The 26,869-nt window shown below is 66.6% G+C and carries 31 protein-coding genes; 17 read left to right on the forward strand and 14 right to left on the reverse strand.

Annotation, left to right across the window (positions count from 1 at the left end; translation table 11 throughout):
* Window positions 1-48: 48 nt before the first annotated feature.
* The gene (gene thiS / locus MF609_RS01725; protein ID WP_277990986.1) at window positions 49-1,056 is read right to left on the reverse strand and encodes a sulfur carrier protein ThiS; all 1,008 of its coding nucleotides are present in this window, start codon (window positions 1,054-1,056) and stop codon (window positions 49-51) included.
* A 124-nt stretch (window positions 1,057-1,180) separates the two neighbouring features.
* On the opposite strand from thiS, the gene aroQ reads away from it, so the two are divergent.
* The 6 genes from aroQ (at window position 1,181) to MF609_RS01760 (ending at window position 6,378) form a co-directional block, all read left to right on the forward strand.
* Window positions 1,181-1,615 (forward strand): type II 3-dehydroquinate dehydratase, encoded by a 435-nt coding sequence (aroQ, locus tag MF609_RS01735; RefSeq protein ID WP_242414601.1) that lies wholly within the window; start codon window positions 1,181-1,183, stop codon window positions 1,613-1,615.
* Between the two features lie 41 nt (window positions 1,616-1,656).
* Window positions 1,657-2,178: an acetyl-CoA carboxylase biotin carboxyl carrier protein gene (gene accB, locus MF609_RS01740; RefSeq protein ID WP_242414602.1), complete on the forward strand. Its 522-nt coding sequence runs from the start codon at window positions 1,657-1,659 to the stop codon at window positions 2,176-2,178.
* 1 nt (window position 2,179) lies between these two features.
* Window positions 2,180-3,529 carry an acetyl-CoA carboxylase biotin carboxylase subunit gene (accC, locus tag MF609_RS01745; protein WP_242414603.1) on the forward strand — a complete coding sequence of 450 codons (1,350 nt, stop codon included), beginning with the start codon at window positions 2,180-2,182 and terminating at the stop codon, window positions 3,527-3,529.
* A gap of 189 nt (window positions 3,530-3,718) precedes the next feature.
* Window positions 3,719-4,054 (forward strand): arsenate reductase (glutaredoxin), encoded by a 336-nt coding sequence (gene arsC / locus MF609_RS01750; protein WP_242414604.1) that lies wholly within the window; start codon window positions 3,719-3,721, stop codon window positions 4,052-4,054.
* A 440-nt stretch (window positions 4,055-4,494) separates the two neighbouring features.
* Complete coding sequence (locus MF609_RS01755) at window positions 4,495-6,078, forward strand: phospholipase D-like domain-containing protein (RefSeq protein WP_242414605.1); 1,584 nt, start codon at window positions 4,495-4,497, stop codon at window positions 6,076-6,078.
* A 30-nt stretch (window positions 6,079-6,108) separates the two neighbouring features.
* Window positions 6,109-6,378, forward strand: coding sequence for a hypothetical protein (locus MF609_RS01760; protein ID WP_242414606.1), 270 nt, complete (start codon window positions 6,109-6,111; stop codon window positions 6,376-6,378).
* A gap of 45 nt (window positions 6,379-6,423) precedes the next feature.
* On the opposite strand, the gene MF609_RS01765 is transcribed toward MF609_RS01760, so the two are convergent.
* Entirely contained in the window at window positions 6,424-6,663 is a 240-nt protein-coding gene (locus MF609_RS01765; RefSeq protein WP_242414607.1) for a hypothetical protein, read from the reverse strand.
* A 242-nt stretch (window positions 6,664-6,905) separates the two neighbouring features.
* Here MF609_RS01765 and purL point away from each other — a divergent pair, with 242 nt between their 5' ends.
* The 4 genes from purL (at window position 6,906) to bfr (ending at window position 11,249) form a co-directional block, all read left to right on the forward strand.
* Entirely contained in the window at window positions 6,906-9,119 is a 2,214-nt protein-coding gene (gene purL / locus MF609_RS01770) for a phosphoribosylformylglycinamidine synthase subunit PurL (protein ID WP_242414608.1), read from the forward strand.
* A gap of 41 nt (window positions 9,120-9,160) precedes the next feature.
* The gene (locus MF609_RS01775; RefSeq protein WP_242414609.1) at window positions 9,161-10,393 is read left to right on the forward strand and encodes a DUF418 domain-containing protein; all 1,233 of its coding nucleotides are present in this window, start codon (window positions 9,161-9,163) and stop codon (window positions 10,391-10,393) included.
* A 91-nt stretch (window positions 10,394-10,484) separates the two neighbouring features.
* Window positions 10,485-10,655 carry a (2Fe-2S)-binding protein gene (locus MF609_RS01780; protein ID WP_242414610.1) on the forward strand — a complete coding sequence of 57 codons (171 nt, stop codon included), beginning with the start codon at window positions 10,485-10,487 and terminating at the stop codon, window positions 10,653-10,655.
* 102 nt (window positions 10,656-10,757) lie between these two features.
* Complete coding sequence (gene bfr, locus MF609_RS01785; RefSeq protein WP_242414611.1) at window positions 10,758-11,249, forward strand: bacterioferritin; 492 nt, start codon at window positions 10,758-10,760, stop codon at window positions 11,247-11,249.
* 84 nt (window positions 11,250-11,333) lie between these two features.
* Here bfr and MF609_RS01790 read toward each other — a convergent pair whose 3' ends face one another.
* Both MF609_RS01790 and MF609_RS01795 read right to left on the reverse strand, forming a co-directional pair.
* A complete protein-coding gene (locus tag MF609_RS01790; RefSeq protein WP_242414612.1) occupies window positions 11,334-11,741 on the reverse strand; it encodes an Hpt domain-containing protein in 408 nt (135 codons plus the stop codon).
* Between the two features lie 109 nt (window positions 11,742-11,850).
* On the reverse strand, window positions 11,851-13,113 hold the full coding sequence (locus MF609_RS01795; RefSeq protein WP_242414613.1) for a NupC/NupG family nucleoside CNT transporter: 1,263 nt from the start codon (window positions 13,111-13,113) through the stop codon (window positions 11,851-11,853).
* Between the two features lie 132 nt (window positions 13,114-13,245).
* Between MF609_RS01795 and MF609_RS01800 the strand changes: the two genes are divergently transcribed.
* From MF609_RS01800 to MF609_RS01810, 3 genes are all read left to right on the forward strand, one after another.
* Window positions 13,246-13,902: a queuosine precursor transporter gene (locus MF609_RS01800; protein WP_242414614.1), complete on the forward strand. Its 657-nt coding sequence runs from the start codon at window positions 13,246-13,248 to the stop codon at window positions 13,900-13,902.
* A 281-nt stretch (window positions 13,903-14,183) separates the two neighbouring features.
* The gene (gene argB, locus MF609_RS01805) at window positions 14,184-15,080 is read left to right on the forward strand and encodes an acetylglutamate kinase (protein WP_242414615.1); all 897 of its coding nucleotides are present in this window, start codon (window positions 14,184-14,186) and stop codon (window positions 15,078-15,080) included.
* Between the two features lie 61 nt (window positions 15,081-15,141).
* Window positions 15,142-15,444 (forward strand): YggT family protein, encoded by a 303-nt coding sequence (locus MF609_RS01810; RefSeq protein WP_242414616.1) that lies wholly within the window; start codon window positions 15,142-15,144, stop codon window positions 15,442-15,444.
* Here the strand turns inward: MF609_RS01810 and MF609_RS01815 are convergent.
* From MF609_RS01815 to MF609_RS01825, 3 genes are all read right to left on the reverse strand, one after another.
* Window positions 15,414-15,641, reverse strand: a complete 228-nt coding sequence (locus MF609_RS01815; protein ID WP_242414617.1) for a helix-turn-helix transcriptional regulator — start codon at window positions 15,639-15,641, stop codon at window positions 15,414-15,416. The genes MF609_RS01810 and MF609_RS01815 overlap by 31 nt on opposite strands.
* Window positions 15,634-16,047: a hypothetical protein gene (locus MF609_RS01820; RefSeq protein WP_242414618.1), complete on the reverse strand. Its 414-nt coding sequence runs from the start codon at window positions 16,045-16,047 to the stop codon at window positions 15,634-15,636. The genes MF609_RS01815 and MF609_RS01820 overlap by 8 nt, the downstream gene beginning before the upstream one ends.
* A gap of 65 nt (window positions 16,048-16,112) precedes the next feature.
* Window positions 16,113-16,982 (reverse strand): 3-hydroxyacyl-CoA dehydrogenase NAD-binding domain-containing protein, encoded by an 870-nt coding sequence (locus MF609_RS01825; RefSeq protein ID WP_242414619.1) that lies wholly within the window; start codon window positions 16,980-16,982, stop codon window positions 16,113-16,115.
* Between the two features lie 83 nt (window positions 16,983-17,065).
* Here MF609_RS01825 and MF609_RS01830 point away from each other — a divergent pair, with 83 nt between their 5' ends.
* Window positions 17,066-18,151 carry a DUF1176 domain-containing protein gene (locus tag MF609_RS01830; protein ID WP_242414620.1) on the forward strand — a complete coding sequence of 362 codons (1,086 nt, stop codon included), beginning with the start codon at window positions 17,066-17,068 and terminating at the stop codon, window positions 18,149-18,151.
* A gap of 4 nt (window positions 18,152-18,155) precedes the next feature.
* Here MF609_RS01830 and MF609_RS01835 read toward each other — a convergent pair whose 3' ends face one another.
* Genes MF609_RS01835 through gluQRS form a run of 6 tightly spaced genes read right to left on the reverse strand, consistent with a single transcriptional unit; the run spans window position 18,156 to window position 22,930 of the window.
* Window positions 18,156-18,983 (reverse strand): endonuclease/exonuclease/phosphatase family protein, encoded by an 828-nt coding sequence (locus tag MF609_RS01835; RefSeq protein ID WP_242414621.1) that lies wholly within the window; start codon window positions 18,981-18,983, stop codon window positions 18,156-18,158.
* Window positions 18,980-19,954, reverse strand: a complete 975-nt coding sequence (gene egtD, locus MF609_RS01840) for an L-histidine N(alpha)-methyltransferase (RefSeq protein WP_242414622.1) — start codon at window positions 19,952-19,954, stop codon at window positions 18,980-18,982. The genes MF609_RS01835 and egtD overlap by 4 nt, the downstream gene beginning before the upstream one ends.
* Window positions 19,954-21,210, reverse strand: a complete 1,257-nt coding sequence (gene egtB / locus MF609_RS01845; protein WP_242414623.1) for an ergothioneine biosynthesis protein EgtB — start codon at window positions 21,208-21,210, stop codon at window positions 19,954-19,956. Before egtB ends, egtD begins: the two co-directional genes overlap by 1 nt.
* A 9-nt stretch (window positions 21,211-21,219) precedes the next feature.
* Window positions 21,220-21,786 (reverse strand): cob(I)yrinic acid a,c-diamide adenosyltransferase, encoded by a 567-nt coding sequence (locus tag MF609_RS01850; RefSeq protein WP_242414624.1) that lies wholly within the window; start codon window positions 21,784-21,786, stop codon window positions 21,220-21,222.
* 7 nt (window positions 21,787-21,793) lie between these two features.
* Window positions 21,794-22,021, reverse strand: coding sequence for a twin transmembrane helix small protein (locus MF609_RS01855; protein ID WP_242414625.1), 228 nt, complete (start codon window positions 22,019-22,021; stop codon window positions 21,794-21,796).
* Between the two features lie 9 nt (window positions 22,022-22,030).
* Window positions 22,031-22,930, reverse strand: coding sequence for a tRNA glutamyl-Q(34) synthetase GluQRS (gluQRS, locus tag MF609_RS01860; RefSeq protein WP_242415150.1), 900 nt, complete (start codon window positions 22,928-22,930; stop codon window positions 22,031-22,033).
* A gap of 56 nt (window positions 22,931-22,986) precedes the next feature.
* Between gluQRS and MF609_RS01865 the strand changes: the two genes are divergently transcribed.
* A complete protein-coding gene (locus tag MF609_RS01865; RefSeq protein WP_066688883.1) occupies window positions 22,987-23,553 on the forward strand; it encodes an HNH endonuclease in 567 nt (188 codons plus the stop codon).
* A complete protein-coding gene (locus MF609_RS01870) occupies window positions 23,550-23,987 on the forward strand; it encodes a DUF3291 domain-containing protein (RefSeq protein WP_242414626.1) in 438 nt (145 codons plus the stop codon). Before MF609_RS01865 ends, MF609_RS01870 begins: the two co-directional genes overlap by 4 nt.
* Before the next feature lie 121 nt (window positions 23,988-24,108).
* Here the strand turns inward: MF609_RS01870 and MF609_RS01875 are convergent, their stop codons facing one another.
* A complete protein-coding gene (locus tag MF609_RS01875; protein ID WP_242414627.1) occupies window positions 24,109-24,471 on the reverse strand; it encodes a DUF4440 domain-containing protein in 363 nt (120 codons plus the stop codon).
* A gap of 136 nt (window positions 24,472-24,607) precedes the next feature.
* On the opposite strand from MF609_RS01875, the gene MF609_RS01880 reads away from it, so the two are divergent.
* Entirely contained in the window at window positions 24,608-26,767 is a 2,160-nt protein-coding gene (locus tag MF609_RS01880) for a transglycosylase domain-containing protein (protein ID WP_242414628.1), read from the forward strand.
* Window positions 26,768-26,869: the final 102 nt, after the last annotated feature.

Raw genomic sequence — 26,869 nt, forward strand, 5'->3', positions numbered from 1 at the left:
GCCCGGATACAACCGCCTCGACCGTCGCCTTGTTCCATTAAATCTAATTCATATCAGCCCGGCCAGCGGGCTGGACGGGTCGGCATAGCGCCGCCGCTGCATCCGCCCGGCGCGATAGCCCATGCGCCCGGCCTCTACCGCCGCCTTCATCGCCGCCGCCATCAGGATGGGGTCCTTCGCCTCGGCGATCGCGGTGTTCATCAGCACCCCGTCACAGCCCAGCTCCATCGCCACCGCCGCGTCCGATGCCTGTCCGACGCCGGCATCGACCAGCACCGGCACCTTGGCCCCCTCGACGATCAGGCGGATGGTGACGAGGTTCTGTATGCCGAGGCCGGACCCGATCGGCGCGCCCAGCGGCATGATCGCCACCGCGCCGGCATCCTCCAGCCGCTTGGCCGCGATCGGATCGTCGACGCAATAGACCATCGGCTTGAAGCCTTCCTTCGCCAGCACCTCGGTCGCGCGCAGCGTCTCGACCATGTCGGGGTACAGCGTCCGCGCCTCACCCAGCACCTCCAGCTTCACCAGGTCCCAGCCACCCGCTTCGCGCGCCAGCCGCAGCGTGCGGATCGCACTGTCGGCATCGAAGCAGCCGGCGGTGTTGGGCAGGTAGGTGATCTTCTTCGGATCGATATAGTCGGTCAGCATCGGCGCCTTGGGGTCGCTGACATTCACCCGGCGCACCGCAACCGTTACGATCTCCGCGCCCGATGCCGCGACGGCGGCGGCATTCTGTTCGAAATCCTTGTACTTGCCGGTCCCGACGATCAGCCGTGAGGTAAAGGTCTTGCCCGCCACGCTCCACGTATCGGCCGCCTGCCCGACCGGTTGATGGTCGCCACCGCCGACGAAGTGCACGATCTCCAGCTCGTCGCCATCCTCGACCTTCACCTCGGCCAGCGTCGAGCGCGGCACGACCTCCAGATTGCGTTCGACCGCGACCTTTTCCGCCACCAGCCCGATCTGCGCGGCCAGCTCGGCGATGGTCAGCCCGTCGCGAACCCGCATGTGATCGCCGTTGACCGTGATGCTGATGGTGCCGTCGCTATGCATGTCGTCTCCTGTCAGGGCGCCCCTCGCGTCGTCTTGCTCGTCTCGACTTGGGGTGCCCGGTCCGGCTATGGTGCGCCGCATATAGGGACCGCGGACACGCGCCCGCAACCGAAAGCCTGCCTGCGTGACCGACACCGTCTTCGTCCTCAACGGCCCGAACCTGAACCTGCTCGGCCTGCGCGAGCCGGAAATCTACGGGTCGGACACGCTCGACGACATTGCCGGGATGCTGGAGGATCGCGCCCGCGAACTGGGACTGCAGATCGACCTGCGCCAGTCCAATCACGAAGGGCATCTGGTCGACTGGCTGCACGAGGCGCAGGCGGACGGGGCGAAGGCCGTGCTGCTCAACGCCGGTGCCTATACCCACACGTCGATCGCGCTGCACGACGCGATCAAGGCGGTGAAGACCCCGGTGATCGAGGTCCATCTGTCCAATCCGCATACCCGCGAAGACTTCCGCCACACCAGCTTCGTCGGCCGCGCGGCGCGCGGCACGGTGGCGGGATTCGGCGCGCTTTCCTATCTGGTCGCGCTTGAAGCGGCCGCCCGCATCTGACAAGGGCGCGGTTTTTTAAGAATACACCATTGGGGGTTACCATGGCAGACGACAATCAGGGCGAAGGAACGCCGTTCACCAGCCACGCGATGCGCGTCGACATCGACCTCGTCCGCGCGCTGGCGCAGGTGCTGGACGAAACCGACCTGACCGAGGTCGAGGTGGAGGACGGCGCGCGCAAGGTCCGCGTGGTGCGCAAACCCGCGCCGGTACAGGCGGCGGCAAGCTATGCCCCTGCCCCGGCCTATGCTCCCGCGCCCGCACCGCAGCTGGCCAGCGCGGCGACCACCACGATCGAGGCCGGCGCCGCCGTCGCCCCGGTCAGCGCCGTGCCGCCGGTCACCTCGCCGATGGTCGGCACCGTCTATCTCGCGGCCAACCCGGAAGCCAAGCCGTTCGTCTCGGTCGGGCAGAAGGTCGCCGCCGGCGACACGCTGGTCATCGTCGAGGCGATGAAGGTCATGAACCCGATCGTCGCCCCTGCCGCCGGCACCGTGACGCAGATCCTGGTATCGAACGGCCAGCCGGTCGAATTCGACCAGCCGCTGGTGGTCGTGGAATAACATGCCCGAAATCAAGAAACTGCTGATCGCCAATCGCGGCGAAATCGCGCTCCGCATCCACCGTGCCTGCCACGAAATGGGGATCAAGACGGTCGCGGTCCATTCGACCGCCGACGCCGATGCGATGCACGTGCGCCTTGCCGACGAAGCCATCTGCATCGGCCCGCCGTCGGCGACCGACAGCTATCTGAACATCCCCAACATCATTTCGGCAGCCGAGATCAGCGGCGCGGACGCGATCCATCCGGGCTATGGCTTCCTGTCGGAAAACGCCAAGTTCGCCGAGATCGTCGAGCTGCACAACCTGATCTTCGTGGGGCCGAAGCCCGAGCACATCCGCACGATGGGCGACAAGATCGAGGCGAAGCGCACCGCCGGCGCGCTCGGCCTGCCGCTCGTCCCCGGCAGCGACGGCGCGATCAGCGACCTCGCCGAGGCGAAGGCGATCGCGGCCAAGGCCGGCTATCCGGTCATCATCAAGGCGGCGTCGGGCGGCGGTGGCCGGGGCATGAAGGTGTGCCATTCCGAGGACGAACTCGAAACGCTGATGCAGCAGGCCGGCAGCGAGGCGAAGGCCGCGTTCGGCGACGCCACGGTGTACCTCGAAAAATATCTCGGCAACCCGCGCCACATCGAGATCCAGGTCTTCGGCGACGGCAATGGCAAGGCGGTCCATCTGGGCGAGCGCGACTGCTCGCTCCAGCGCCGCCACCAGAAGGTGCTGGAGGAAGCCCCCTCCCCCGTGCTCAGCCAGGCCGATCGCGAACGGATCGGCGGCATCTGTGCCAAGGCGATGGCCGATATGGGCTATCGCGGTGCCGGCACGATCGAATTCCTGTGGGAAGACGGCGAGTTCTATTTCATCGAAATGAACACCCGTTTGCAGGTCGAACATCCGGTGACCGAGATGATCACCGGCATCGACCTGGTCCGCGAACAGATCCGCGTCGCGGAAGGCCATGGCCTGTCGTGCGAGCAGGAACAGATCCGCTTCACCGGCCATGCGATCGAATGCCGCATCAATGCCGAGGACCCGCGCACCTTCGCGCCGTCGCCCGGCACGGTGAAGCATTTCCATGCGCCGGGCGGGATGCACGTCCGCGTCGATAGCGGGCTGTACGCCGGCTACAAGGTGCCGCCCTATTACGACAGCATGATCGCCAAGCTGATCGTGTACGGCACCACCCGCGAACGCTGCCTGATGCGCCTCAAGCGCGCGCTGGAGGAATTCGTGATCGAGGGGATGAAGACCACCATCCCGCTCCACCAGGCCTTGCTCGACGATCCCCAGTTCCAACAGGGCGACTATACGATCAAGTGGCTCGAAGAATGGCTGGCCAGGAACGACTGACGTAACATCCTCCCCGCTTGCGGGGAGGCGTCAGGCCCGAACGAAACGCCCAAGCTCCTCCCCGCCCGCGGGGAGGGGGACCATCCGCAGGATGGTGGAGGGGGATCGCCCCAGACGCAACGGCGGTGGAGCCGGCCCTTGCCCTCCACCGCCGGCTGCACCAGCGGCCCTCAGCGCCGGGGAGAAACCATGAACGCCACCATCTACCACAACCCCCGCTGCTCGAAGTCCCGCGCCGCCCTCGCGCTGCTCACGGAAGCAGGCGCTGACGTGACCGTCGTCGAATATCTGAAGACCCCGCCGACCCGCGACGAACTGGCCGCACTGTTCGAGCGCGCCGACCTCACCCCGCGCGAAGCCCTGCGTGCGACCGAGACCGAAGCCAAGCCGCTGAAGAACGCCGGCGATGCGACCATCCTCGACGCCATGGCGCGGCACCCGATCCTGATCGAACGCCCGATCGTCGAAACCGCCAAGGGCGTCGTCATCGCCCGCCCGCCGGAGCGTATCCGCGAGGTCCTCTAACGCTTCCCAACCGTCACCCCGGACTTGATCCGGGGTCCCGCTTCTTGTTCAACAGCAGCCAATAAAGCGGGGCCTCGGGTCAAGCCCGGGGTGCCGGCAAGGCAAGGGCACTCCCTTGACCCACGTTCGTCATTCCCGCGAAGGCGGGAATCCATAACCGCCGACGGTTCGACGGGAGGCGCGACCGCTGCGCCGATGGGTCCCCGCCGCCCGCGGGGATTGACGAACCTTCAGCCCCCTTTCCTACACGCCGCGACCCTGCCACCATCGCTTCCCGCTCTTTCCCATCGTCCGCCACGCCGTCACCGCCAACGCCACACCCGCACCGCCGCGACAAACCGCGCACGAGTGTGAACTTTGTGAACTTTGGACCGACGAAACCCGGCCTGCCCCACCGCAATCGCTTGGAACTGCAACGATAGCCTGTCATTGCTGCCCCCATGGCGCGTCACACCCCTCCGCTCGAACCGGGTCGCAACTGCTGGCGGATGGAGCGCGCGACGCGCGCGACCGTGCTGGTCGATGCCGATAATTATTTCACCCATGCGCGCGATGCGATGCTGAAGGCGAAGAAGCAAATCCTGCTCATAGGCTGGGACTTCGACGCCCGCATCCGCTTCAAGACCGACGCGGCCAGCGAAGGCCCGGAACTGGTGGGCGAATTCATCACGTGGCTGGTGCGGCGCACACCGGGGCTGCAGGTGCATATCCTGCGCTGGGACACCGGCGCCATCAAGACGCTGTTCCATGGCCGGACCCTCGTCCGCATCGCCAAATGGATCGCCGACCCGCAGGTCCATATGCGGCTCGACACGCACCATCCGGTCGCCGGCTCGCACCATCAGAAGGTCGTGGTGATAGACGACGACGTAGCGTTCTGCGGCGGGATCGACATGACCGTCGACCGCTGGGACACGCGCGAGCATCTCGACGACGATCCCCGCCGGATCGAGCCGGACGGCACGCCGTACCAGCCATGGCACGACGTCACCACCGCGCTGGAAGGCCCGGTCGCCGCCGCGCTGGGCGACATGTGCCGCCATCGCTGGCAGATTTCGGGCGGCGATCCGCTGCCCGTGCCCGCCGATACCGGTCGCTGCTGGCCAACCGGGCTGGAGGCCGACTTCACCGATATCGACGTCGCCATCGCCCGCACCATCCCCGAAATGGCCGACCAGGAACCGGTGCATGAGATCGAGACGCTCTATCTCGACCTGATCGCCCGCGCCGAACGCTTCTTCTATGCCGAGAGCCAGTATTTCGCCTCGCGCAAGGTCGCCGAGGCGATTGCGAAGCGGCTCGACGAACCGGATGGGCCGGAGATCGTGATCGTCAACCCGACCACGGCGGAAGGCTGGCTGGAGCCGGTCGCGATGGACTCGGCCCGTGCGCGCCTGTTCCAGGCGCTGAAGGAACGCGACCGTCACGACCGGCTGCGGCTCTACCATCCCTTCACCGTCGGCGGCACGCCGATCTATGTCCATGCCAAGGTGACGGTGATCGACGACCAATTGCTCCGCGTCGGCTCGTCCAACTTCAACAACCGTTCGCTGCGGCTCGACACCGAATGCGACGTCACGGTGGACGCCACCCGCCACGCCAATGCCGACGAGCGCCGCACCATCGCCGGCATCCGCGACTCGCTGCTCGCCGAGCATCTGGGCGTCGACTGCGAGACGATCGAGGCGACGCTGGAACGCACCGGCTCGCTGATCGCCACGATCGAGGAATTGCGCGGCGACGGCCGCTCGCTGCGCCCCTATGAGATCCCCGATCTGGGTGCGGTCACCGAATGGCTGGCCGACAACAAGATCCTCGACCCCGAAGGGCCGGGCGAGATGTTCGAGGCGCTGTCCGAACGCACCCCGCTGCTCAAGAAGCTCAAGAAGCACCGCCCCCACCTCCACCGCGCCGACAATACGCTGTCGCCGGTGATGACCGCGGTCGCGGTCGGCGGCACCGTGGCGGGTGGCACGCTATTGGGTATGATGCTGTGGAATGCGTGGAAGAAGCGGGGAAGCTGAACGCGTCTCACCTGATCGGGAGCAGGTTCGATGATGTGGGCGATGGCGGCACTGGTCTGGACCACGAACGGCCTGAGCCTGATCCCGCCGCGCTGCTCTGCCGCGACCCGGCTACGTCAGGGCGTCGGCGTTGCCGCAATCATCCTGATTGCTGTCATGGTATGGCATTTGTGGTCCGGCACCTTCCGGGCCGACATCGATCTGGCATGGATGGTAATGATGGCCGGCGTGTTCGCCAGCGATATTGGCAAGCGGTGGGCAGGTCATGTTGGGGAACAAGCCACCGACGAACCGGCCTGAAAACGGAAGCGGGGACCGAAACCGGCCCCCGCCCCGCAACCGGACTTAGTTGCTGTCCGAGTTGTCGTCATCGACGGCGATGATGACGCCACCGGCAACGATCGCGGCTGCCAGCAGCGCGAACACGATGCCGCCGCCGGCCAGCTTCTGGCCACCCTTGGTCGGGGCGGTCGCGCGGACCGACTTGGCGACCGACAGCGCCGATGCGTTCTGCGCGGCATTGGCGGCGACCGGAGCGGCGGCCAGCGTGGTCGCGGCGATCGCCGTCAGGAACTTCGAAACCATTACATTCTCCCTTGCTCGGCATGATGCCATGCGACGCCGAGTCCGGCGATGCGGATCACCGACTCCCGACGTGCGGAAGGGTTCCCACGCGAAGGCGGTTTTCGGGAACATCATAATCCGTTCGAATGACGTTTGTTCCGCCACTGTACCCATTTTGCAACGCAACATTGCCGGCGTGTTACAAACACGTTGCCCCACAAACCGGCTGGCACCGCGCGCGCCTGCGCGCTAGAGGCACGCGCATGACCCAGATCACGCCCGAGATCGTCGCCGAACACGGCCTGTCCCCTGAGGAATATGAGCGCGTCCTGCACGCGATGGGGCGCGAACCCAATCTGACCGAACTCGGCATCTTCTCGGTCATGTGGTCGGAACACTGCAGCTATAAGTCGAGCCGCATTCACCTGAAGAAGCTACCGACCACCGGCCGCCAGGTCATTTGCGGCCCCGGCGAGAATGCCGGCGTGATCGATATCGGCGACGGGCAGGCGGCGATCTTCAAGATGGAGAGCCACAACCACCCGTCCTATATCGAACCCTATCAGGGTGCCGCGACGGGCGTTGGCGGCATCCTGCGCGACGTGTTCACCATGGGTGCGCGACCGATCGCGAACCTCAATGCGCTCCGCTTCGGCCGGCCCGATCATCCCAAGATGCGCCACCTGATCTCGGGCGTCGTCCATGGCATCGGCGGCTATGGCAATTGCGTCGGCGTGCCGACCGTCGGGGGCGAGGTGAATTTTCACCCGGCCTATGACGGCAACATCCTCGTCAACGCGATGACCGTCGGCATCGCCGATCAGGACAAGATCTTCTATTCGGCCGCCTCGGGCGTCGGCAATCCGATCGTCTATGTCGGTTCCAAGACCGGCCGCGACGGCATTCATGGCGCGACCATGGCCTCGGCCGATTTTGGCGAGGATGCCGAGGAAAAGCGCCCGACGGTGCAGGTCGGCGACCCCTTCACCGAGAAGCTGCTGATCGAGGCGTGCCTCGAACTGATGGCCTCCGACGCGATCGTCGCGATCCAGGACATGGGCGCGGCGGGCCTCACCTCCTCCTCGGTCGAGATGGCGTCGAAGGGCGGGGTCGGCATCGAACTGGTCATGGACGACGTGCCGCAGCGCGAACGCGGCATGACCCCGTATGAGATGATGCTGTCGGAAAGCCAGGAGCGGATGCTCATGGTGCTGAAGCCCGGCCGCGAGGACTTCGCCAAGGCGATCTTCGACAAATGGGAACTCGACTTCGCGGTCATCGGCCATGTGACCGACACCGGCCGCATGGTGCTGAAGTGGCAGGGCGAGGTCGTCGCCGACATTCCGCTCGCCCCCCTGGCCGACGAAGCGCCGCTGTACGACCGGCCGCATGTCCCGACGCCGAAGCCCGCCGAACTGGCGAACGTACCCGCCTGCACCGATCCCGCCGCCGACCTGCTCAAGCTGATGGGTTCGCCCGACATCGCCTCGCGCCGCTGGATCTGGGAGCAGTATGACCACATGGTCGGCGCCGACACGGTGCAGCGCCCCGGCGGCGATGCGGCGGTCGTGCGGGTGCATGGGACGCAGAAGGCGCTGGCGATGACCACCGACTGCACCCCGCGCTATTGCTTCGCCGATCCGGTCGAAGGCGGGAAGCAGGCGATCGCCGAGGCCTATCGCAACCTGACCGCGGTCGGTGCGACGCCGCTCGCCGTCACCAACTGCCTGAACTTCGCCAACCCGCAGCGCCCGGAGATCATGGGCCAGATCGTAGGCTGCCTCGACGGCATGAGCGAGGCGTGCCGCGCGCTCGACTTCCCGATCGTGTCGGGCAACGTGTCGCTCTACAATGAATCGAAGGCGACCGGCGGCGGCTCGGCGATCCTGCCGACCCCGGCGATCGGCGGCGTCGGCCTGCTGGCCGATTGGGAGAAGTCGGCGACGATCGCCTTCAAGCAGACCGGCGACATCATCCTGCGCGTCGGCGACCGCACCGGCTCGCTCGGCCAGTCGCTGTGGCTGCGCGAAGTCCATGGCCGCGAGGAAGGCCCGCCGCCGCCGGTCGATCTCGACGCCGAACGCAGCACCGGCGGCTATATCCGCCAGGCGATCCTGTCGGGCAAGATCACCGCGTGTCACGACGTGTCGGACGGCGGCGTCGCGGTGACCGTCGCCGAAATGGCGCTGGCCGGCAATGTCGGCGCGATCCTCGACCGCAAGCTGCCGTTCGACGACATCGCCCGTTCGCTCTTCGCCGAGGATCAGGGCGTGTACATCGTCACGGTCCACGACCATGCGCTGCTCGAATTCCTGCAGGGCGCGGAAAAGGCCGGCGTGGATGCCGAACCGATCGGCCGCACCATCGGCAGCCGCATCATCTTCGAACTGAACGACGGCGACTTCGCGGTATCGCTGGCCGACCTGCGCGGCGCGCACGAAGGCTTCTTCCCCGCGCTGATGGACAGCGCCGCCTGAGTCCGCTTCCCCCTGCCCGTGCGATCGGGCAGGGGTTGGCGATGACCGCCCCCCGCCCCCCCGCCGCCGCCGACCGCATCGTCACGCTCGACGTGGTGCGCGGGGTCGCGGTTATCGGCATCCTGTTCGTCAATATCCTGAGCTTCGCGCTGCCCGATACCGCGCGGCTCAATCCCTATGCCGGGGGAATGCAGGGACCGGCGGACCTGTGGGCCTATTTCGCGACGATGATCGCGTTCGACGGCAAGATGCGCGGGCTGTTCTCCTTCCTGTTCGGCGCATCACTGTTGCTGGTCGTCGATCGCGCCGAGGCGGCGGGCGCGGACCCCGCGGCGGTGCACTACCGGCGGATGGGCTGGCTGTTCGCCCTTGGCCTCGCCCATGCCACCCTGCTCTGGGCCGGCGATATCCTGATGCATTATGCGCTGGTCGGCTCGGTGGCCTTCGCCTTCCGCCGCCACAGCCCGGGCCGACTGGTCGCGTTCGGTTGCGGCTTTGCGGTGGTGACGTGGCTGTTCCTCGGAATGATCGCCATGTCCTATCTGGCGATGCGCTCCGCCGGTACGCCTGCCGCCGCACGGGGCCTGCGCGACCTCGACAATGGCTTCGGCATCCCCGCCCCCGCCGTGCTGGCGCAGGAAGTCGCGCTGTTCCGTGGCGGCTATACCGGCATCCTGCACCACAACCTGACGGAGGTCGCAACGACGCTCTACAACGTGCTGTTCATCGGATTCGAGACGCTCGGCTATATGCTGTTCGGCATGGCGGCACTGCGCAGCGGGATGCTGACGGGCGGCTGGTCGCGGCAGCGGCTCGCGCGCTGGGTGCTGACGGGCATCGGGATCGGCGGCGCGGGCTACGCCGCTTTGACCGGCTGGTTGCTCGCGCGTGGCATCGATACCGGCACGGTCCTGATCGGGCCGTTCGCGCTGACCCCGCCGCTGCGCGCGGTCATGATCCCGGGCTATGCCGCCGCGATCATGATGGCGGCGTCACGCGGCGGAGCGATTACCCGGCGGTTCGCTGCGGTGGGGCAGATGGCGCTGAGCAACTACCTGCTGACCAGCCTCGTCATGTGCCTCGTCTTCTATGGCTGGGGCCTCGGCCAGTTTGCGTCGTGGCCGCGGGTGAGCCTGTACCTGCCGGTGCTAGCGATAGGTGCGCTGATGCTGCTGTGGTCGCAACCATGGCTGACGCGCCATCGCTTCGGTCCGTTCGAATGGCTGTGGCGGTCGCTCGCCCGCTGGCGGGTGCAACCGCTTCGCAAGCGCTGATGCCGCAGGTTCATGCGAGTCATCCGCAATAGTTCTTGCGAACGAGTTTCATTACTACTATACCTCGACTCGTCGGAGCGAGGGCGAGAACATGGTCGTATGCGTCTGTAATGCCATCAGAGAACGCGATGTTCGCGCGGCGGCGCGGGGCGGTGCCAGCAGTGCCTGCCAAGCATATCGCGCCTTGGGCTGTCAGGCGAAATGCGGTCAGTGCGTGCCGTTCGCGCGAGCCATTATCGATGCGGAGCGCGCGGCTGCATAGCGTTCTCAGCTGCAGGAAATGGCAGAATTCCGCCATTTCCGACTGTCGTTACGCCGTCATAACGCGTAAGAGCCGTCCATCACCACGATAAGGACGAACGACGTGAAGGGCGACGCCAAGGTCATCGAATTTCTGAACGAAGCGCTCAAGAACGAGCTGACGGCAGTCAACCAATATTGGTTGCACTATCGCCTGCTCGACCATTGGGGCGTCTACAAGCTCGCCAAGTTCGAGCGTCATGAATCGATCGACGAGATGAAGCATGCCGACCGTCTGGCGGAGCGCATCCTGTTCCTCGACGGCCTGCCCAACTTCCAGCTGCTCGGCCGCCTGCGCGTGGGCGAAACCGTCGAGGAAGTGCTGAAAGCCGACCTCGCGATCGAGGTCGAGGCCGTGGCCCAGCTGCGCGAAGCCGTCGCCTATTGCGAAAGTATCCGCGACTTCGTCAGCCGCGACCTGTTCGCCGAGATCCTGTCGAACGAGGAAGAGCATGTCGACACGCTCGAAACCCAGTTCGAGATGATCGAGCGGATGGGTATCCAGAATTACGTGCAGCTCAATTCGGTCGCCGAACTCGACAAGCACGAGGGCTGACCTGACGTTACCGGCCGCGTACAAGCGTGGCCGGTAGCGAACCACCAAAATGGCGCGGTCGCCCGGACGGGCGTCCGCGCGATCCTATAAAGCGACGGGACGCTTGCCGAAGGCCGATGGGCGGCGGACGGCCAGAGGATTGGTTTCGCGCTCCAGCATCGCCAACGTGGCTTCGAAGGTCGGACGCAAGCGGGCGATATGCTCCAGCGCCTCGGTCGGCACGTCGCGGGTCTCGACGCATTTGCGGGCGATCACTTCGATCCCTTCGGCAAGGTCGGCCAGCGTCTCCGCGCCGAACTGGCGCGATTCACCCTTCAGCGTATGGGCGGGCAGCACCATCGCCGCCGCGTTCTGGTCCCGCATGGCCGTTTCGATCGCCCGGACCGACTTGATACCGTCTTCCTTGAAATAGCCGAGGATGCGGACGAAATTCCCGCCCAGTTCAACCCGTGCCGCGGCAAGCACGCGTTGATCGATCAATCCATCGTTCATTACAGCCGCCCCCGTCGTGCGAAGCGACGCCGCGTCCGGCGCCATTCCGCGACTCTATCGCCGACGTCGTAAACAAGATGTTTATATGGGCAGTCGAAGGATAGGGATTTCAGCTGAGCAGCAGCCCCGCCAGCGCCGCCGACATCAGGTTCGCCAGGCTGCCGGCGACCAGCGCCCGGATGCCGAGCTTCGCGATCATCGGTCGCTGGTTGGGGGCGAGGCTGCCGGTCACCGCCATCTGGATCGCGATCGACGAGAAGTTGGCGAAGCCGCACAGCGCGAAGGTGATGATCGCGATCGTCCGGGTCGACAGCTGCGCCCCCGCTTCGCCGAGCGAGATGTACGCGACGAATTCGTTCAGCACGACTTTCTGCCCGAACAGGCCACCGGCGATCCCCGCCTCGTTCCACGGCACGTTCAGCAGGTACATGACCGGCGCAAAGACATAGCCGAGCAACCGCTGGAAGCTGAGGTCGGCAACCCCGAACCAGTTGCCGATGCCGCCGAGCAGGCCGTTGGCCAGCGCGACCAGCGCGACGAACGCCAGCACCATCGCACCGACCGCCACCGCCAGCTTCACGCCGGTCTGGGCACCCTGCGCCGCCGCCATGATGATGTTGGCGGGACGCTCCTCGTCATGCGTCGCTTCGGCCAGCGCGATCGCCTCTGCTTCCCGGTCGTCGCCGAGCGGCAGTTCGCCGGCCGGCGGCTCGGGCGTGTCGGGCATGATGATCTTCGCCATCAGGATGCCGCCCGGCGCCGCCATGAAGCTTGCCGCCAGCAAGAAATCGATGCGGATACCCATCGACGCATAGGCCGCAAGGATCGTGCCCGCGACGCCCGCCATGCCGCTGGTCATCACCGTGAACAGCTGCGCCGGGGTGAGGCCTGCCAGATAAGGGCGGATGACGAGCGGCGATTCGCTCTGCCCGACGAAGATGTTGGCGGCAGCGCACAGCGATTCGACCTTGCTGACGCCGATCACCTTTTCGATGCCGCCGCCGATCCAGCGCACCACCAGCTGCATGATCCCCAGATAATAGAGGATCGACACCAGCGACGCGAAGAAGATGATGACCGGCAGCGCGGCGATGGCGAAGCTCTGCCCGCCGATTTCCGGCCGGGCGAGCGGCCCGAACAGGAACGACGTGCCGGCATTGGCATAGGCCAGCAGATTGGCGACGCCGCCCGACAGGAACCCCAGCACGCCCTTCCCCCATGGCGTATAGAGGACCAGCACGGCGATGCCGACCTGCAGGGCGAAGGCGGCGCCGACCACGCGCGGCCGGATGGCGCGGCGGTTGGTCGACAGTGCGACGGCGATCCCCAGAATCACGACGATGCCGGCGATGCCGATCAGAAAACGAGTCATGCTAAGCGTGCTATCCTGCCCCGCCGCCCTGCCCGGACGGCCCAAACCGTCGTGACATGCCATGCCGACGGCCGGGACGCCAGCGGTGACAAACGCTTTTGCCATCGACGAATTTCGGGACTAGCAAGGGCCATGACGACCGCTCCCCCCGCTGCGCCCGCGACGATCGCCCTGCCGCGCGCACTGTTCATCTTCTCGATCTTCTACGGCGGGCTGGTCTGCATCGCCGGCGTACTGGGCAACAAACAGGTCGCGCTCGGCCCGCTCGCGGTCGAGGCGGGCATCTTCGCCTTCCTGCTGCTGGTCGTCGTGTCGAGCGCGATCGCCGAACTCTATGGCCCGGGGCGGGCGAAGCATCTGGTATGGTTCGGGTTCGTGCCGCTCATCACGTCGATGATTCTGTCGTGGATCGTCTGGGCGCTGCCTGCATCGGCGGACATGCTGCCCGCCAACCGCGATGCGATCCAGATCATCCTCGGCGCGACCTGGCGCATCTGGGGCGCGGGGATCATCGCCTATGGCGTATCGCAGACGCTCAACGTCACCATCTTCGGCTGGCTGAAGCGTGGGCAGGGCAAGCTGCTGTGGCTACGCGCCGCCATCGCCAGCGTGCTGTCGCAGATCGTCGACACGCTGATTTTCGTGACGGTCGCCTTTTACGGCGTCTTCCCGATCGGGCAGCTGGTCGTCGGGCAGATGCTGGCCAAGGTCGTGCTGTCGATCGTGCTCGTCCCGCCGCTGATCTATGCCTTTGTCGGTCTGGGGCGCTGGCTGGACCGTGCGCGGTAAGAAGGATTTCGGTTCACGCGAAGGCGCGGGGGCGCGGAGAGAAAGAGATTATTCGCGCAGAGGCGCAGAGGACGCTGAGGGGTCGTGGTGCCGGCAATGGCGGCCTGTCTGGCGCAGGCTCTTCTCTATCGGAAGCCGATGAAGGCGAGCTGCTGTCGCAGCAAGCACAACCTCTCAGCGCCCTCTGCGCCTCTGCGCGAAAATACCCTTTCTTCTTCTCCGCGCCTCCGCGTGAACCAACTTCTTCCTTCCAACCCCCGACCCCGCTAAAGCGCCCAACCATGACCCACGCTCCCGATCCGAAGATGCTCGCCAAGGCGGAAACGCTGACCGAGGCGTTGCCCTATCTGCAACGCTATGCCGGTCGCACCTTCGTGGTGAAATATGGCGGCCACGCGATGGGCGATCCCGAACTGGCGCGCGATTTCGCAGAGGATGTCGTGCTGCTGAAGCAGGTCGGTATCAATCCGGTCGTCGTCCACGGCGGCGGTCCGCAGATCGGCGCGATGCTGAAGCGGCTGGGCGTCGAATCGCGTTTCGTCGACGGGCTGCGCGTCACCGACGCCGCCACCGCCGAAGTCGCGGAGATGGTGCTGGCCGGCAAGATCAACAAGGAAATCGTCGCCTGGATCGCGGCAGCCGGCGGCAAGGCGGTCGGCATTTCGGGCAAGGACGCGCGGCTCGTCACCGCCGAAAAGGTCGGCCGCAACGAACCCGACCGGGCGCAGGGCATCGAACGCCATGTCGACCTGGGCTTTGTCGGCACGCCGGTCGCGGTCGATCCGACCATCCTGCACAGCCTTGCGCGGGACGGCTTCATCCCCGTCGTCGCTCCGGTGGCACTGGGCGCCGATGGCGACACGTACAACATCAACGCCGACACCATGGCCGGGTCGATCGCGGGGGCGATGGGCGCCTCGCGCTTCTTCCTGCTGACCGATGTCGCGGGGGTGCTCGACAAGACCGGCGAGCTGCTGACCGATCTCGACGCCGCGCGCATCGCCGAACTGAAGGCGGACGGCACGATCAGCGGCGGCATGATCCCGAAGGTCGAGACGTGCGTGGCGGCAGTAGCACAGGGCGTCGATGCGGCCGTCATTCTCGATGGCCGCGTGCCGCACGCCATGTTGCTCGAAATCTTCACCGAACAGGGTGCGGGCACCCTCGTCCATGCCTGAGGGTTGGAGACGGCGGGCAGCGTCCCTATAGTCGCTGCCTGTTGCACGAAAGGCTGATGCGTTGAACGTCCTGCTCGATATCATTCAAGTGCTGCTGAACGTCCTGTGGTGGATCATCATCGCGCAGTTCATCCTGTCGATCCTGATCTCGTTCAACGTCATCAACACCCATAACGACTTCATCCGCTCGCTCTATCGCGGGCTGCTGGCCGTGACCGAGCCGATCTATCGCCCGATCCGGCGCATCCTGCCCGATTTCGGCGGCATCGACTTTTCGCCGATGGTGGTCCTCGTGCTGATGAGCATCCTGCAGGGCATCATCATCCCCGCCATCTATCGCGCGACGGTTTCCACGTTCATCTGACCCTGGGTCGGGCTGACGAACACGTCCTCGATCGTCAGCCCGAACAGTTCGGCGATGCGAAAGGCGAGCGGTAGCGACGGGTCGTAACGGCCTGTTTCGATCGCGTTGACGCTCTGGCGCGATACCTCCAGCCGTTCGGCCAGATGCTGCTGCGACCAGCCGCGCTCGGCGCGCAGGCGCTTGAGGTGGTTATCCAATCGCCCGCTCCCGCGCCCGCAGGATACCGCGCACGCACGCCGCGACGCCCTGCAGGCCGAACCAGAGGGTCGCCACATAATAATGCGCGGTAGGGCCGACCAGGCCGAACCCTTCGAGAAATCCCCAACCGGTGGTGATCGACAGCGTCGCGCCGGTCACGATTAGCAGGTCGTGGACCATCTGCGCCCTGATATATTCGTCGCGCATCTCGATCAGCAATCGTCCGATGACGACGAACACCAGTGCGATCGGCACGGCGGGCAGCACGGCGGCGACATAGGCGAGGATGCCGGTCGGCGTCGCGTAGCGAAACCACAGGTTCACCCCCACCAGCGTGACCCCGTACAGCAGCATCACGCTCATCAGCCGGACGGTATAGCGTTTGGTTTCAGGCGGCATCGACATGCGGGCGTCCTCCACTGGTGTGAAGGACGCTTTACATGACAAGCTTGCTTTACGTCAAGCGTCCTTTACCGGGTCGGTACCGGTTCCGCGCCCGAATAATCGTAGAAGCCGCGCTGGACCTTCCGCCCGTACCAGCCGGCCTCGACATATTTTACCAGCAGCGGCGCGGGCCGGAACTTGGGGTCGCCGGTTCCTTCGAACAGGACGCGGGTGATCTCCAGACAGGTGTCCAGCCCGATGAAGTCGGCGAGGGTAAATGGCCCCATCGGGTGGTTCAGCCCCAGCTGACACGCCGCATCGATATCGGGAATCGTCGCGACGCCCTCGCCCAGCGCGAAGCACGCCTCGTTCAGCATCGGCATCAGCACGCGGTTGACGATGAAGCCCGGCGCGTCATTGGCATGGACGATCCGCTTGTTCAGGCTCTGTCCGAACGCCTCGACCGCCGCGACGGTCGCGTCGCTGGTGGCAAGGCCACGGATCAGTTCGATCAGGCCCATCACCGGCACCGGGTTGAAGAAATGCACGCCCATGAACCGCGCCGGATCGGGCGCGGCCTGCGCCAGTCGGGTGATCGGGATGGACGAAGTGTTGCTGGCGAGGATCGCGGTATCGGACAGCACCTTGCCGACGGTTTCGAAGATCTGGCGCTTGATCGCTTCCCGCTCGGTCGCGGCCTCGATCACCAGGTCGCACGGCCCCATAGCCGCCAGATCACCGACCGGCGTAATCCGGTCCAGCGCGGCATCGGCGTCGCTTTGGGTAATCTTTTCCTTCGATACCGCGCGCGCGAGCTGTTTGGCGATGCCGTCCTTGCCGCCCTGCGCGCGCTCGACCGATACGTCTGACAGCAACACGGCATAGCCGGCCTGTGCCGACACCTGCGCAATGCCCGCCCCCATCTGGCCCGCGCCGATCACGCCAATCGTCTTCATCGTCCGTCCTCTCGATAAACTGCCGTTTGCCGGCTCGAACGCGGCAATAGCGCCTTTCGATCACGCGTACATGCCGGTATCGCATGGCCATGCGCCGTATCCTGCCCCTCGCCTTGCCGCTCACCCTGCTAGCCTGCAACGGATCGGCACCACAGCCGGGCGAGAATGCCGCGACACCCGCCCCGACGCCCAGCGCCAGCGCGTCCCCGCTGACCGATACCGGCACCGTACCGCGTCCGACCGAGCTGCGCAGTTTCGGCAACTGGGTCGCCGGATGCGATAATGGCGCGACCTGTCAGGCGGGTTCGCTGGCCCCCGAGGAGGGCGATCCGCCAGCGCTGATGCTGTCGCTCGAACGCGCTGCCGGGCCGGAGGGTGCCGTCACGATCCGCCTGCGCGGCGTTGACCTGCCTTCGCTGCCGCTGACCGCATCGATCGATGGCGACGCGATGGCGCGCGGCGGCACGGCCGGCGACGATGCGGTGAGGCTCAGCGGCGCGCCCGCCCTGGCGCTGGCGCAGCGCATGGCACAGGGCCGCACGCTGACCATTGCCGACGCAGCCGGCGCGAAGGCGGCCACCCTGTCGCTAACGGGTGCGGCGGCGGCGCTGCGCTGGATCGATGCCCAGCAGGGGCGCGACGGTACGGTCGGCGCGCTGGTGGCAAAGGGCACCCGCCCGGACACCCGCCCGGCTCCCGCCCTGCCGGTCGTCAGCGCGCCGGTCATTCGCGGGGAGTCGGCGCTGCTCGACCCGCTGCTCATCACCCGGATGCGGGCAAAGGCCGATTGCAGCGGCGACGACCTGCCCGACGTGACGACCAAGCCGCTGGGCGGCGGCCGCACGCTGGCGATCGTCCCCTGCGAGATGGGGGCCTATAACCTGTTGTCGGCGCTGTTCGTCGTAGAGCGGGGGGAGGCGACGCTCGCACCGTTCGAAGCGGCACCGGGCGGAGATACGGGCAGCGACACGCCGCTGGTTTTCAACGCCGCCTTTGCCGACGGCATTCTCGACACCAATGCGCTGGGCCGGGGGCTGGGCGATTGCGGCGTGCGGCAACGCTATGCGTGGGACGGCAGCCGCTTTCGCCTGATCGAACAGCGGGTGATGGACGATTGTCGCGGCAATGCCGACTTCATCCGCACCTGGGTCGCGCGCCTGATCCGCTGACCGGTCAGCGGCGGCGCAGCACCGCCACGACCGGATAATGGTCCGATGGGAACAGTGCGCCCTGCCGCGTATCGATCGTCGTCACCGACAGCGGTGCGAACCCCTTGACGAAAATCCAGTCGATGCGGCGGTCGGGCTTGCCGGTGAAGCCGTGGAAGGTCGCCTCCGGCCCCTTGCGCGCGGGCGTCGCGATCCAGACGTCGGTCAGGTCCTGCGCCAGCCGGCGGTGGGTCGGGCTGTCGGGAACGGTGTTGAAGTCGCCGGTCAGCACGACGGGCAGGTCACCGGCAATCGCGGGAATCCGCGCCGCCAGCAACGCCGCGCCCTTTTCGCGAGCTGCCTCATCCTCCTCCCGATAGGGCAGGTGGGTGTTGAAAAGCGCGAAACGCTTGCCGTCACGCTCCCTAAAGATCGCCCAGGTCACCATGCGCGGCAGGGGATGGCCCCAGCTGATGCTGCCCGGCACCTCCGGCGTGTCCGACAGCCAGAAATTGCCCCAGCGTTCCACCTGCAGCCGATCGGCACGGTAGAAGACGCCCATATGTTCGTCATCGGCACGTTCCGCACCGCTGCGCCCGACCCCGATCCAGCGATAGCGCGGCAGGCGTTCGACCAGATCGTCGCCCTGCCGCTTGAACAATTCCTGTGTCCCGATCACGTCGGGGTTGGCGCGACGGATCGTGGCGGTGGTCAGGTCGCGCCGCAATTCCCAACGGTTCGCGCCATCGCCGTCGCTGGGCAGGCGGATGTTGAGGCTCATGACGGTCAGGTCGCGGGCCATGGCGGGCACCGCCGCGGCCAGTGCCGCGATCGTCAGCAGGAATCGAATCACGGGGCGATCGGTACCTTCTTCGCTTCGGCCAGGATCACGCAGAATGCGCCGTCCTCACCGCACCATTGCTGCAACGGGGTCCACCCGCCGCTGCGCAATAGCAGGCGCGCATCGCGATCGCCATATTTATGGCTGTTCTCGGTATGGATCGTTTCGCCCGCGCGCATGGCGAACGACCGTCCGTCGACCGCAAAGTCGAGGTCGCGGGTCGTGCGCAGATGCATCTCGATCCGCGCGGCATCGTCATTCCAGCGCGCTTCGTGGACGAAGGCTTCGACCGGAACGGTGCCAGCGAGTTCGCGATTGATCCGGTCGAGCAGGTTCAGGTTGAACGCGGCCGTCACCCCCGCCGCATCGTCATAGGCGGCGACCAGCGTCTGCTCGTCCTTCACCCGGTCGATGCCGATCAGCAGCATCGCCCCCTCGCCCAGCCAGTCGCGCATCGCCCTGAGCAACGTGCCCGCCGCCAGCGGCTCCATGTTGCCGATGGTCGAACCGGGAAAGAAGCCGAGCTTGGGCATGTCCGCCACCTCGGCGGGAAGCGGCACGGGATGCATGAAGTCCGCCTCGACCGGCAGTACCGGCAGCCCCGGAAACTGGCCGGCCAGCACCGCCGACGAGGACCGCAGGAAATCGCCCGAGATATCGATCGGCACATAGGCGGCGGGTTCGATGCAGTTGAGCAGGATCGGCGTCTTGACCGACGATCCCGATCCGAACTCCACCACCGCCACGCCTTCACCGATCGCGCCGACCAGTTCGGGGCAGATCGTCTTGAGGATCGCGGTTTCGGCGCGGGTCGGGTAATATTCGGGGAGCGCGGTGATGTCCTCGAACAGCTCCGACCCCTTGCGGTCGTAGAACCAGCGCGCCGGAATCGCCTTTTGCGGCAACGACAGCCCGGCCAGCACGTCGGCGCGAAACGCGGGATCGGCACGGGTCGCCATCGGCACATCGTCGCTCAACAGCATCACAGATCCTTTGCAAGCCGGACGCCGGTGAATTGCCAGCGTTGATGGGGGTAGAAGAAATTGCGGTAGCAGGCACGCGCATGGCCGCGCGGCGTGGCGCAGGACGAGCCGCGCAGCACGAACTGCCCGCTCATGAACTTGCCATTATATTCCCCGACCGCGCCGTCGACGGTGCGGAAGCCGGGATAGGGGCGGTACGCGCTGCCGGTCCATTGCCAGACGTCGCCGAAAAAGGCCGGCCCGCCGGCGGACGGACGCGGTTCGACCGCATGGGCATGGTCCAGCTGGTTGCCGCCGTTCGGGTCGTGGCTGGCCGCAGCGGCTTCCCATTCGAACTCGGTCGGCAACCGCGCGCCGGCCCAGCTGGCAAAAGCGTCGGCCTCGAAGAAGCTGATATGCGTCACCGGCGCGGCGGGATCGATCGCGCGTCGTCCATCAAGGCCGAACCGGGTCCACACCTCGCCGTCCCGCTCCCAATAGAGTGGCGCGTGGATGCCATTCGCCTTCACCCAGGCCCAGCCATCGGCCAGCCACAGCCTTGCGTCGCGATAGCCGCCATCGGCGATGAACGCCGCCCATTCGCCGTTGGTGACGGTGCGGTCGGCGATGGCGTGCGGATGGAGCAGCACGTCGTGGCGCGGGCCTTCGCAATCGAAGGCGAAGCCCTGTCCGTCATGGCCGACCTGCACGATGCCGCCGCTATGCTCAATCCAGCCGGTCGGCGGCGGCACCGCCACCGGACGCTTCGGCTCGGGCGCGAACATCGCCGGCTCCAGCGGGTTCTCGCTGAAATGATGCAGGATATCGGTGAGCAACAGCTCCTGATGCTGCTCTTCATGATTGCAGCCAAGCGCGACCAGTTCCTGCGCCGCGTCGGACAGCGTCGGCAGCGCGGCGAGCAATGCCGCATCGACTGCCGCGCGATAGCCGCGCACCTCGTCGAGGCTGGGCCGGGTAATCATCCCCCGCCGACTGCGCGCATGACGGCGACCTTCCGCCTCGTAATAGCTGTTGAACAGGAACGGGAAGCGTTCGTCGTGTAGCGTATAGCCGGGCACATGGTCGCGCAGGACGAAGGTTTCGAAGAACCACGTCGTATGCGCCAGATGCCATTTGGCCGGTGACGCATCGTCCATCGATTGGACGGTGGCGTCGGCGTCCGACAGCGGCGCGGCCAGCGCGTCGGTCAGCGATCGAACCTGGGTGTAACGATGGGCGAGCAGATGGTCGGACCGGTCGGCCGGTGTCGCTCGCATGATCGTCTCCTAGGGTGCCGGACGCTCCCCGCCCGGTACCCACAAAACGTCTCCACCGGCATTTTGGTTCACAAGCCGCGCAAAAACGAACAGAAAATCCGACAGTCGGTTGAGATAGGCAAGCAGATGCGGGTTCAGCGCCGCATCGTGCGACGCCGCCACCGCCGACCGTTCCGCCCTGCGCACGATGGCGCGGGCGAGATGCAGCGCGGCGGCCGCCGCCGATCCGCCGGGCAAAATGAAGCTGGTCAGCGGCGACAGCCCGGCATTGGCCCGGTCGATCGCGTTCTCCAGCGCGGTGACCTGTTCGGGTACGATCCGCAGCGCACCGGCAATGGCGGGCGGCGTGGCAAGGTCCGCGCCGAGATCGAACAGGTCGTTCTGGATGGTCAGCAGTGTCGCGGCATCGGGATGCCCGCCGAGCGCGGCGATGGCGACGCCCAATGCCGAATTGGCCTCGTCCACATCGCCGATCGCCTGCATCACGGCGGCGTCCTTGGCGACGCGCGATCCGTCGACCAGCCCCGTCGTCCCGCCGTCACCGGTGCGGGTATAGATTTTCGTCAGCTTGACCATCGGTCGGTCAGCTGCGTCCCGACAGGAACAGCAGCACGACGACGATCAGGATCGCGATCGCCTGAAACAGCACGCGCGCCTGCATCATCTTGTTCGATTTGAGCGCCTGGTCGCTCGGCCCCTCGCCGCGCACTTCGGCGCTCCCCTGTGCTAGGAACGACACGATGCCGCGGATCAGCGCGACGACTACCGCGATCATCGCAGCGATCAGCAACAGGACCAGAAACGTGTTCATGGGGTGAAGCTAAGCCTTTGCCAGCGCAAAGCCAATGGGGAGTCGCTCATTGCGCAGATCATCGGCGAAACCGCGCCCGTCGACGCCGCTGTCCCTGAGCGCCGCCAGCGTCGGCGCGCCGTTGCGCTTGGCCAGCCGCTGCCCATCGGGTCCCAGCAGCAACGGGTGGTGCCGCCACACCGGTACAGGCAAATCGAGCAGCGCCTGCAAAAGCCGATGGACGTGAGTCGCGGCGAACAGGTCGACGCCGCGCACGACATGGGTCACCCCCTGCGCGGCATCGTCCACCGTCACCGCCAGATGGTAGCTGGTGCCTGCATCCTTGCGCGCCAGCACGACATCGCCCTGTGCCAGCGGTTCGGCGTGCACCATTCCCGCCAGTTCGTCGCGCCACGTCAGCGGCCCGGCCAGCGCCGTCGCGCGCGCCATGTCGATCCGCCAGGCGTGCGGCTCGTCCAGCCGCGCCGCTGCCACCTCTGCCGGGATCGCGCGACAGGTGCCGGGATAGACCGCCCCGTCGACGCCGTGCGGCGCGGACGCACTTGCCGCCAGTTCGCGCGCGATATCGGCGCGGGTGCAGAAACACGGATAGACCAGCCCCATCGCCCGCAACCGGTCGAGTGCGACGGCGTAGCGGGGCATGCGCTCCGACTGGAACACGACCTCCCCATCCCAGCGCAGCCCGAGCCATGCGAGGTCGGCCAGGATGCCCGCGACATGTTCCGGCCGGCTGCGACCCGTATCGATATCCTCGATCCTGAGCAGAAAGCGCCCGCCGGCATCCCGCGCGCGATCATGCGCCGCGATCGCCGCCACCGCATGGCCGGCGTGCAGCGCCCCCGTGGGGCTGGGCGCGAAACGGGTGACGACCGCACCGGTTTGACTTTGGGTATCGCGCCGTGCTGTCATGTGCCCGTCATCGTTGCCGATCATATCGGCGCCGACGTTTACGCGAGGGGGACTTCATGTACCATCCCGATCGCCTCCGCCATCCCGATGGCTGCCCCGCGCTGGTGCTCAACGCGGACTATACCCCGTTGAGCTATTATCCGCTCAGCGTGTGGCCGTGGCAGACGGCGGTTAAGGCCGTATTCCTCGACCGGGTCGACATCGTCGCCGAATATGACCGCGAAGTGTGCAGCCCGACCGCACGCATCAAGCTGCCCTCGGTCATCGCGCTCAAGCAATATGTGCGGCCATCCGAATTTCCGGCCTTTACCCGCTTCAACCTGTTCCTGCGCGACCGGTTCAGCTGCCAATATTGCGGCGCGACCCACGACCTGACCTTCGATCACGTCGTGCCGCGCGCGCAGGGCGGCCGGACGACATGGGAAAACGTCGCCACCGCCTGCGCGCCGTGCAACCTGCGCAAGGGGGGCCGGACGCCGAAACAGGCGGCTATGCCGCTCCATGTCCAGCCGATCCGCCCGACCAGTTGGCAGCTGCAGGAACAGGGTCGCCGCTTCCCGCCCAACCATCTGCACGAGACGTGGCATGACTGGCTGTACTGGGACGTCGAGTTGGAGGCTTGACCTTTATCAGCATCACCCGGCTACGCATCCGGTCCGCGCGTTTCCTGCCCGCGTTCCTGATCGATACGTGGCTGTCGATGCAGCAGGTGAAGCGCGCAACGGGCTATCGCGGCGGTGCGCTGCTTGCCGATCGCCAGCGTGCCTATTGGACGATGACCGCATGGGACGATGCGGCGGCGATGCGCGCCTACATGACCTCGGGTGCACATCGTCGGGCGATGCCGAAGCTGATGCACTGGTGCGATCAGGCCAGCATTGCCCACTGGGTCCAGGAGGGCGACACGCTGCCTGATTGGCGCGAGGCCGACCACCGGATGCGAAGCGAAGGTCGCGTTTCGAAAGTACATCATCCGGCGGAAGGGCATGATCCGATGGCGTTCGACCTGCCACGCGGGATCGGCGGTATCAGGCTGACTACGGTACGACGGCGATAACACCAGCCCCAGCCCCGTCGTTCCCGCGCAGGCGGGAACCCATATACGCGACGTCAGCGGTTCAGCCATGAACGTCGGTGTCTATGAATCCCTGCCTTGGCGGGAATGACGAACGCTGACGTCAACCGCCCTGCGACGTCAGCGGCGGCGTCTGCTGGTGCTGGACCACAGTCCACACGCCATGCTCGATCCAGCGATAGGTCGAGGTGCAATAAGCCGTGTACCCCTCGCCACCCTTGTGCGCCTCCGCCTTGTAGGCGACGACGATCAGCCCCTCCTGCGGGCGGGCGACCTGGCGTTCGGTCAGCGACACCTGTTCCCAGCGGGGCGTGTCCTTGACCGCCTCGATCGCCTGTTGCCCCGTAAAGACGAACGGCGGCGTCGACAGCACCATCAGGCATTCGTCGTCGACCGATTCCTCGTAATGCGCCGCATCGGCGGTCCACAGGCTTTCCTCGAAATTCCAGATGCGATCGTCGTCCACGGCGATTCTCCCGTTGTTGCCAGCGTTTAGCGTCTGGGCCTTGTCGCGGTTCCGCGCACGGTCCTCCCTGCACCCTCGCCCCATCGCAACGTGCCTTGCCGAGGCTGTATCAGACCGGTAATACACGGGGTCTGTCATGGCTTACGATCCCCCGTCCCCGCCCTCCGGCCCGATCGATCCCAGCCGGGTCGGGCGCCTGTCGACCCCGTTGACGGGCGAGGCGCTGGAGCGGCGTCGGCGGCTGGCGGCGTTCGACGATGCGCTGGCCGATTACGATCGCAGCTTTCCCGGCGCGGGCGATCCGCCGCCGCCCCCGCAAGCGCCGGTCGCGACCAAAAAGCGCCGCCCGCTGCGCTGGTGGCTGCGCTGGGTCATGCGCGGCTTCGGGGTGTTCATCCTGTTGCTGATCCTCGCCATCGGCTGGCTGGCGCTGACCGCGCCGCTGTCGAAATCGCTCGAACCGCCCGCCCCGCCGTCGATCACGCTGCTGTCGGCGGAAGGGACCCCGATCGCCGGGCGGGGGGCGAATATCGGCAAGCCGGTCGACGCGACCAAGCTGCCCGTGCATGTCACCGAGGCCTTCATGGCGATCGAGGACCGCCGCTTCCGTACCCATTGGGGTATCGACCCGCGCGGCATCGCCCGCGCGATGTGGACCAATACCGCGGCGGGCGGCGTGCGGCAGGGTGCCAGCACGATCACGCAGCAGCTGGCGAAGAACGCGTTCCTCGATTCGGACCGGACCGCCGCGCGCAAGATCCGCGAAGTGCTGATCGCGTTCTGGCTGGAGGCTTGGCTGACCAAGGACGAGATCATGTCCCGGTACCTGTCCAACGCCTATTTCGGCGACAACGCCTATGGCCTCGACGCCGCCGCCCGCCATTATTTCAGCCGCGCGCCCAAGGATCTGACCGTCGGACAGGCGGCGATGCTGGCCGGGCTGGTCAAGGCACCCTCGCGCCTTGCCCCCACCGGCAATCTGAAGGGCGCACGGGCGCGACAGGCGGTGGTCGTCGGTGCGATGGAGGCCGCCGGCTATCTGACCCCGGCCGAAGCCGACCGGGTCAAGCCCGCCGTGTTGCGCGTCACCGACAACAGCACCCTGCCGTCCGGCACCTATTTCGCCGACTGGGTCCTGCCGCAGGCGCGCGACCGCGAAGGCGGCGTGGGTGCGGATCGCAAGGTCACGACGACCCTCGAAATCCGAATGCAGCGCGCCGCCGAACGCGCGGTGCGCAACGCCGGATTGAAGCAGACCCAGGTCGCCATCGTCGCCATGCGCCCCGATGGCCGGGTCATCGCGATGGTCGGCGGCAAGAATTATGCGGCCAGCCCGTTCAACCGTGCGGTACAGGCACGGCGGCAACCCGGATCGACCTTCAAGCTGTTCGTCTATCTCGCCGCGCTGCGTTCGGGCCTGACCCCGCAGAGCCAGGTCCTCGACGAACCGGTCACCATCGGCGACTGGAGCCCCAAGAACAGCGACGGGCGCTATCTCGGCACGATCACCCTCGAACGCGCGTTCCAGCGGTCGAGCAACGTGGCCGCCGCGCGCCTGATCAAGGAAGTCGGGGTCAAGAACGTCATCCGCGCCGCCCGCGACCTTGGCATCACGACACCGATCGCCAACGAAGCGTCGATCGCGCTCGGCACCTCGACCACCTCGCTGCTGGAACTGACCAGCGCCTATGCCGCGATCGCGGCGGGTGAGGCGCCGGTGATCCCGCGCGGCCTTGCGCAGCAGGATGAACCGAGCTGGCTCGACCGGCTGCGCTCGACCCGGCGGACCCTGTCGCGCGACGAGCTGGAGGGGATGCGCACGCTGCTCGCCGCGTCGATCCGGCAGGGTACCGGCGTCGCCGCCAACCTGCCGGTCGAGGCATTCGGCAAGACCGGAACGACGCAGGACAATCGCGATGCGCTGTTCGTCGGCTATGCCGGCGGGATCGTCGCGGGCGTGTGGCTCGGCAATGACGATAACAGCACCAATCCGGGGCTGGCCGGCGGCGGCCTGCCCGCGCGCATCTGGCGCGACTTCATGCGGCAGGCGCTGAACCTGCGCGATCCGGTGCCGGTGGCCGCGCCCGAGCCCGAACCGATCGACAATGCCATCGACGCGGTACAGGATGCGCTGGGCATTCCCGACGAAGGGCCGATGACGGTCGAGGGGCCGGGCTTCGACGTCTCCCTCGACCGCGACGGACAGGTCCGCTTCGGCCCCAACGACCGCCGCCGCCGCGAGGAGGAACCGGTTCCGCCGGACGACCGCCGCCCGCCGGAAGAGGACCAGCAATAGGCGTCACGGTGCCCCGCCTGCTACCAACACGCGTCATCTAGCGAAGGCTGGCATCTCTTGCAGATAGCGGGGGACAGGAGCCGCTGGAGACCCCAGCCTTCG

The sequence above is a fragment of the Sphingomonas panni genome (assembly GCF_022664435.1).
GTDB classification, from domain to species: Bacteria; Pseudomonadota; Alphaproteobacteria; order Sphingomonadales; family Sphingomonadaceae; genus Sphingomonas; species Sphingomonas panni.